At 35.0% G+C, this 4,162-nt stretch carries 4 protein-coding genes and 1 pseudogene; all 5 read right to left on the reverse strand.

Annotated elements, in window-relative coordinates:
- Positions 1–68: 68 nt before the first annotated feature.
- Complete coding sequence (gene ssb, locus PVV57_RS09655; protein ID WP_273719604.1) at positions 69–512, reverse strand: single-stranded DNA-binding protein; 444 nt, start codon at positions 510–512, stop codon at positions 69–71.
- Positions 513–1,191: 679 nt separating this feature from the next.
- Entirely contained in the window at positions 1,192–1,857 is a 666-nt protein-coding gene (locus tag PVV57_RS09660) for a hypothetical protein (protein WP_273719587.1), read from the reverse strand.
- A gap of 78 nt (positions 1,858–1,935) precedes the next feature.
- Positions 1,936–2,733 carry a hypothetical protein gene (locus PVV57_RS09665; protein ID WP_342753353.1) on the reverse strand — a complete coding sequence of 266 codons (798 nt, stop codon included), beginning with the start codon at positions 2,731–2,733 and terminating at the stop codon, positions 1,936–1,938.
- Between the two features lie 294 nt (positions 2,734–3,027).
- Complete coding sequence (locus tag PVV57_RS09670) at positions 3,028–3,459, reverse strand: hypothetical protein (RefSeq protein WP_273760998.1); 432 nt, start codon at positions 3,457–3,459, stop codon at positions 3,028–3,030.
- Positions 3,460–3,699: 240 nt separating this feature from the next.
- Positions 3,700–4,162 (reverse strand): annotated as a pseudogene (locus PVV57_RS09675) (hypothetical protein); the annotation flags it as partial.

Here is a 4,162-nt window from a genome sequence, read left to right on the forward strand (position 1 = left end):
AGCATCTGATTTTGTATCAGAAGATGATGATGTACATACCATCCTGCTAATTTCATCCACACACCACCTTAAAAAGGAACATCATCATTCATAACGGTATGGGGTGTATCAAGAGGTCTGTAAATGCTTCTGTCATAAGCAGATGATGACGGATCTTGATTATCATCATTTTTGCCATCTAAAAGCTTTAACTCGCCTTTGTACTGAGGCAATATGACTTCTGTTGTATATCGTTCAATACCGTTTTTATCTTGCCATTTACGAGTTTGTAGTCGCCCCTCGATATAAACTTTGCTGCCTTTATTGAGATATTGAAGTGCTATTTTTGCCAAATGCGGATTAAACACCACAATGGAATGCCATTCTGTTTTGTCTACTTTCTTATTGGTTGCCTTGTCTGTGTAGCTTTCAGACGTTGCCATACGAAAATTGACTATTTCTGCTCCAGACGGCATTGTTTTACTTTCGGGATTTGCACCTAAATGGCCAATTAAAATCACTTTATTAAGCATATTTGTAAGTTCCATTAAATGATGGAAAGATCATAACATACTTTATGTGTTTTTACAATATTTTCAATGATTAAAAAAGATGTTTTCACATAAAAGATTAAGATTTAAAAGCGACTTTTCTATTGCATTTTGATACGTTTTGTGCAATAAAGAGATGTTCGTATACTTTCGAATAACAATACAACAGTCATGCATTGCAAAACAGAAGCCGTGTCAAGAAATTGACATGGCTTTAATGCATTTAAATTGAATAGAGAACCACCCCCAGCATAAAAGAAAGCCCCGTTACGTAAATACATAACAAGGCTTTCATAACTTCATCAATTTCTCAGATCACACAATATGTAGTATATTATGTGTAAAATTACAAGCGTTAATACACAAAAAAAACCGTGTCAAAACTAATTGGCACGGCTTTGTTTTGTAGCGATTTTTAAAAAGGTTCTTAACCTAAGGAACGGTTAAAATACAACGTTACAATAACGCTGCGAATTAATACTAACATGATACATTTAAAGATGCAATTTGATAGAAAATACACTTGCGTTTATACACAAAATATGTGATTTATTAGTTAGTTTGTTTATAGCAAATTCCTTACTAATATAGTTTTGAATATGAAAGCCGCGTTCATAAGGACACGGCTTTTTTTGTTATAAGCAGCCCCCCGACCCGTTATTTACGCTGTTTTATCTAAAGTTTGTTCACTACCATCAATATCTTTATAAATTTTTCTATTGCCTTTAATAACGGTATTGCCATTAATTTTTACAGAGAAATAAACTTTTACTTTTCCTTGAATGCATGCATTATCATAAATTTCTGCTTCTGGATAAATACAAGCCGACCCCGATATTTTTGCATTCCCATAAATAAAGCCAGCAATACAAGCACTATTCAAAATTTTTGCATTGTCATAAATTCTTGCTTCTGGAGATACCATGGCTTTATTACAAACAATGGCATTCCCATAAATTTCACCACAAATTACTGCATTATCGCATATTTTTGCATTGCCATGAATATAAGCGGTCTTTTCAAGAACCCGTGCTTTATCACTAACCACTGCATTTCCTGCTATCCTTGCTTCCATAAAAACACAAGAATCATTACGTACCTTTGCATTTTCACTAACAATAGCACCATGTGAAACCATAGCGTTATCGTAAACCCAGCAATTCCCATCATGAGAGAGGTTGCTTTCATTTTCTATAAGACCACCGAGGTCCCCAGCCCTTACATCATCAAAATCTCTCAATGCGCGAATGCGGTATAAAGTAATCCCTTCAATATCATGACTTTCATCAGTAAGTTCATATTTTCTAGATACATTTTTAGTGGTCATAGGTAGCTCCCTAATCTAAATATTCGATAAAATTTTAATGGAAATTTGAGAAGGCGCCCCCGCACCGCCGCTGCTGTTTTACGCTGCTTTTTCTAAAGTATTATTCGAGTTATATATGACTTTATTGCCACTATAAACTTCGCCTTCCTTACGAACAAAATCGCACTCTCTTAATTTTGCTTTTCCTGAAACTTTACCATAAATTTTTGAATAGCCTGAAATTTTTGCATTACCATCAATAATTCCGTGAATTTCAGCATGCCCTTCAATAACAGCATTCCCATAAACTTGCGCATTTTTATAAAGTTTTGAAAAGCCTAGAATCTTTGCATTGCCATAAATTTTTACATCAGAATAAATACAAGCATATCCTGAAAGTTTAGCATTGCCAAAAATATGTGTATCATTAAAAACCCAAGCATTATAATGAACGTGAGCATTCCCATAAATTCTTGCACGAGGATAAATACGTGCAAAACCATAAACCTCAGCATTTCCATAAACAAAGCCACCTACAACCGCCTTGCCATAAACACGGGCGTTTTCATAAATACAAGCTTCCACATTAACATGAGCATAACCACTTACAACGGCATTATCGTAAACCCGTGCATTAGCATAAACCTTGGCTTTACCTCCAACCCAGCAATTGCCATGATGCGATAAATTGTATTCACTACCTATAAAGCCGCCGAGGTCCCCTTTTTTGACATCTCCAAAATCTCTTAATGCTCTAATTCTATGAAGTGTCTTAAAACCAACCTCGATTGTTTCACCTGTAAATTCGTATTTTTTTGCAAACTCTCTCTTTTTAAAAGAGCCATTATCATCTGTAACAAAAAAGGAAGATTCTTGATTTTTTACTGTAGCGTTCATGCTTGTTGTCCTTATCAAAAATGTTTTTAATTGACAGCCCATAAGGGTGCCGGGTGCTAAAAACACGGTGATAAGTCCGCCGCTATACTTTTCCCTCGCGAAGGGTATTGTATGGTACAGCTACACCCGACAAAATCATCATACGCTATTCAAAGCATAAAAGACAGCCAGTATTCTCAAGAAATGGGAGAAACCTTTTCGTGGTTTATCCGCTTATCACAAGTGGTTTTTAAGCACTTGCCAACCTTAATAAACGACCTTTTCTTTAAAGTCAATACGTATTTTTTATTTTTTTCACTTTTTTTCATTTTGGTTCTTACCTAATTGAATATCAACGGCTTTTGCTAGCTCTCTGTCCATCTCTTCACAAGACAATGGATAACCCCATTCTCCATCATTCGTTATCTCACTAATCAACTGATCATCTTTTGTACGTTCTTTAATTTTCTCATTCACCTCGTCTATCAACGCTTCAAAACTCAAAACGCTTTTTGGTAAATTACCACCGTATATCCACGCTTTCACTTGTGCCTTGGTACTGTAATCAACTTTGTTAGGTATCTCATGATACTGACCGCCTTCAAATTCCTCATATTCTCTCATCCCATCATCATATTCGTAAAGATTATAAAAATACTCAGCCACCCCTAATCCCCATGGTGCATATCCAACCGCCGTTGCGATAAACTTTTTTTGAATGGGCTGTTTACGTTTTTTTAAAAACATCTGATTTAATATCCCCTTGCTTAAATCCATAACTTTACCAATGGGTTTATTTGCCTCAAAATGGACCGTACAGTAGCGTTTTTATTTTCAATGTGGTTTTTAATCATAAAAATCTAAAATCGCTCTGTACGGTACTTTTTTAGCTGTTTAAACCCATATCTATTCTCAAAACAATCAGCACTTTTCACTATTTTGCTGTTCTTCAAATGCGATTAAATACGATCCATTATTTAAGTATCTTTAAGCATAGATCGCTGTTGGAAGTATGCTAAATCTTTTTGACTGTTTGTTTTCAAAGATGTTTGACAGTGGTTTATAGCATGCGTTTTCATATGATACTTTCATTTCTAATGCTTCTTTCAATTCTAATTCTACGTGTTTCTTAGTTGCCAATCCATATTTTGGATGCGTAATCCAATTATCCCAAGCAATTTGCCAATTGCGTTCATGTGCATTTCGACATGGATGGGCTTTTGAAAAGCGTACAAATTTTTTAAACTCTGATAACGCTTCATCATGCGTTAATCCTAGATCAATTGCGTATTGAAAATCGGGGTTGAAATCTTCTAGTATTCTTTCAACTTCTTCTTGTTTTTCCCTCATTTTCTTGTCTTTCTCAAAAAAGTTTGCTTTCTCTGGAAAATAAGCAGGCATTATCTTGTCAACGATTTCTGAAAGTTGTTTGCCAACCTTTTTACCTTTT

Origin of the sequence: Bartonella sp. AU15XJBT (assembly GCF_028618615.1) — a bacterium.
Taxonomy (GTDB): Bacteria; Pseudomonadota; Alphaproteobacteria; order Rhizobiales; family Rhizobiaceae; genus Bartonella.

What these genes read in the sequence shown, in the direction of transcription:
- ssb (WP_273719604.1), bottom strand. Translation starts at nt 512, where the DNA reads ATGCTTAATAAAGTGATTTTAATTGGCCATTTAGGTGCAAATCCCGAA.
- PVV57_RS09660 (WP_273719587.1), bottom strand. Translation starts at nt 1,857, where the DNA reads ATGACCACTAAAAATGTATCTAGAAAATATGAACTTACTGATGAAAGT.
- PVV57_RS09665 (WP_342753353.1), bottom strand. Translation starts at nt 2,733, where the DNA reads ATGAACGCTACAGTAAAAAATCAAGAATCTTCCTTTTTTGTTACAGAT.
- PVV57_RS09670 (WP_273760998.1), bottom strand. Translation starts at nt 3,459, where the DNA reads ATGTTTTTAAAAAAACGTAAACAGCCCATTCAAAAAAAGTTTATCGCA.